Below are 3,259 nucleotides of genomic sequence, written 5' to 3' on the forward strand. Positions count from 1 at the left end.
AGTTTTCATTCTTTATTAAAAAAAGCAACAATTCATAACAATATTTACTTATCGCATGACGAATATATTAATGATGTTAAAAAATGAAATAAATGATATTCAAGCCGCAAAGAAAAGGATATAATAAATAAAAGTTTATAAACCTTTTTTACTAATACTTACTTTTTGGGGTGCACTCTATATTAAAATTACTTTTTTATATTTCTAATGTAATCAATGATAATTTTTCATTTTTTTTATTAAATAACTGTAAATTATTAATATTAATTTGTTCTTTTTCTGTAAAAATTATAATATCATAATTTCCATAACCTCATATTCCAGATATTTCAATTTGATTTAAAATAAATAATTTTTCGTGTTTATAAAAAGTTATTTTAATACTATCTTCAACAAAATTTTTAGTCATACTTATTCAAGCCGCTTTTGAATAAAGTAATCTATATCATTGAGAAAAATAATTTAAATAGTTTTCTATTTTGTCATTAGAAACAATTAAATTAGTTAAATACTTGCCATATTCGCCATCTGATAATTTAATTTCAGCAGGTATAAGCGAGGGTATATTATTTGTTTCTAATTCATTTGTTATTGATAATCAATTAAAATAATTTGCTTCTAATTGATAAATATGATTTTCTGAAATATCTTTAATTTTAACAGTCACTTTAATTTCATCATTTTCGTTGTTATTATTTTGCTGTTTTAAATTTCAATCGATAATTTGTCCTGTTATTGGGTCAATAATTGGTGTATTGGGTCCACTGTTATTATTTCAACGATAAACTGCTTTAAAATAATCATTATTAGGCCAAATTCTATATTTTAATTCTTGATTATCTTTTATTTTGTTTATAACAATTCCATCGCCATAATTATTAACAAAAACTTTACGAATTCCCCAAAAATTATTATATTCATCTATTTTTATATATGTATTATCATTTTTAAATTTTGCAATTCTTCAATTATCATTTTTATCACCACGCCACACAACAAAATAATACTTATTATCAACTATATTAATTGGTTTTTCACTTGCATAAACTTCTTTTCAGTAATTTTTAGGTGGCATGGGTCCACCAGAAAAATTAAAATATGATGAATTTAATAATACTTGACAATCTTTAAATTCTCAATAATCATCTTCTATTTTATTAGGATTTGAAATTAATTCGAAATAATAAGGAGCAAATAATTTAATATCATCATTATAACCTTTATTAATTGCGTATTTACTATATGTATAGTTTGATAACATATAAATAATTTGTTTAAATCTTTTGACAGCATTATCATTTAAAGATTTATAATTATCTAATTTTCAGTTTTCAAATAAACCATCAATTACATCTTCTGGTTTTTGTCCTTCGAATTTTTGGCGTAATATAGCTGATTTATTTGTAGGATTGCCTTTTTCATCATATTTTGCACCTTGAAATTTTCTATCATAATTATAAAGATATGTTAAATAATTTAATAAAACAATATTTAATTCTTTAATATCTAATAAACCTAATATATCTTTACCTTGAATATAGTTTTTTGCAATGCTTCACGGTAAAAAACTTTCTGTAAATCAATACTGAAATATTCGTACGTTAGGATTTGTTTCTATTGGCATTGATAATAAAGGTACTAAATTAGCATTTTCAATATTTGATGATGGATAAGAGTAAATACCATTAACATTACCTCAACATTTAATATTTCCAAATAGCATCGATTTAGGGTATTTAATTTCAATCCCAGTAAATACTGTGTCATATGGCAATAATTTTTGTAAAACTAAATGAATACTATTTTGGTTTTTTCATTTAAAGTCAGTTATTTTGACTAAATGAGTAGATTTAATAATGTCAATACCATCGGATGAATAATGACGTTTGTATTCTTCAATAATATAACATTCATTTTTATTGTCTTCAGTAATTGGTTCATTAATAGATACTATTTTTAAGTCTAATGTTTCTAAAAATGTTTTATCTTGTTTTGAAATATAATTAATTAAAATGTCTTTTTCATCAATCATTACATAACTTGTGCTATTATCTTGAACTGTGGTGTTTTGTTGTATTTGTAATTTAAAATTAAAATCACTAATTTCATAACCAATAATCTTAATATATTCATCTTTGTCAATAAAACCGATTTTAACGCTATTTTGAGAGTAGTTTAAGGTTGGTTTTTGTTTTGTATTAACAAGATTATTAATTTTATAAATATATAAGGTTCTAGCACGGTCTTCAGTAAATAATTGTTCTAAATCGGGGTCACTGTACCGCGATTGATTAGCAAAATCTAACGGAATACTATCAATTGAATAATCAATTGGTTCATCATTTTCCGCTAATTGTGCTAACATTTTTTCAGATGGTTTTAACATTATTCTTGTTCTCCTTTTCTTTTTTCTTTATCTCCTAAAATTATTATCAAAGCTAATAACAAATAAAAAATATTATTTCCTAAAATTATGATAAGTATTAGTCAAAAATCACTCACTATTATCACTTTCCTTCTTTGTTTGCAATATTAATAAAATTTTCATCATTTTTTAATTGTCTGTTTAAAGTGGCATTTACTGGTAAGCAAACATCAACAATTAACTCATCAATATTTTTAATATTGAATGTTCTACTGTTTAAAATCGCATTATCATATTTAATTAACTTAATAATAAATTCAGTTAATTTAATTTCTCTAATATATATCATTTGTTCATATGATGCGTTTGTTTGAATATTTACACCAGCAACTTCCGCTTGAGTTTGTTGAGCCCCTTTAGCAATAGCAGTAACATGATGGCGATTTATTTTATAGTAATTAGTTAATAATCAATCATATATTTTATTTAATTGTTCACCTTTAAAATTACCAGCAATATAGTCTACTGGTTGAAAATTACTATCGTGGTCTCCTTCAACTAATAACAAATCATTTTCAATAAATGATGCCAGCATTTTACTAATTTCTTGGTCAACAACACCAGTCACCCCATTAGTATTAATGGTAAATTTACCACTATTTAATAATGGGTCTAACATTATTTTTTCAGCAATAATATCTAAAATACTAGCGAATTGTTTACCATAACGAGCAGAAGGTTCAAAATTAGGATTATTAGGAATAATTTCAATTGGAATAAAATTAAGTGGCAATGTTTCTTCTCTTTGTAATGTTGTATAGTTATTTCATTTAGCATCATCAATATATAAGTCGGTAATAGTACTGTATAATCGTGTTTTTAACTTTCTAATAA

At 23.6% G+C, this 3,259-nt stretch carries 2 protein-coding genes; both read right to left on the reverse strand.

Going from position 1 to position 3,259, the window contains the following annotated elements; translation table 4 throughout:
* Positions 1-196: 196 nt before the first annotated feature.
* Complete coding sequence (locus D9R21_RS05240; protein ID WP_126821381.1) at positions 197-2,386, reverse strand: hypothetical protein; 2,190 nt, start codon at positions 2,384-2,386, stop codon at positions 197-199.
* Positions 2,387-2,504: 118 nt separating this feature from the next.
* Positions 2,505-3,259: hypothetical protein (locus tag D9R21_RS07275; protein ID WP_158613915.1), on the reverse strand; the 755-nt coding region annotated here is incomplete at its 5' end.

Origin of the sequence: Spiroplasma endosymbiont of Megaselia nigra, assembly GCF_003987485.1 — a bacterium.
Taxonomy (GTDB): Bacteria; Bacillota_I; Bacilli_A; order Mycoplasmatales; family Mycoplasmataceae; genus Spiroplasma.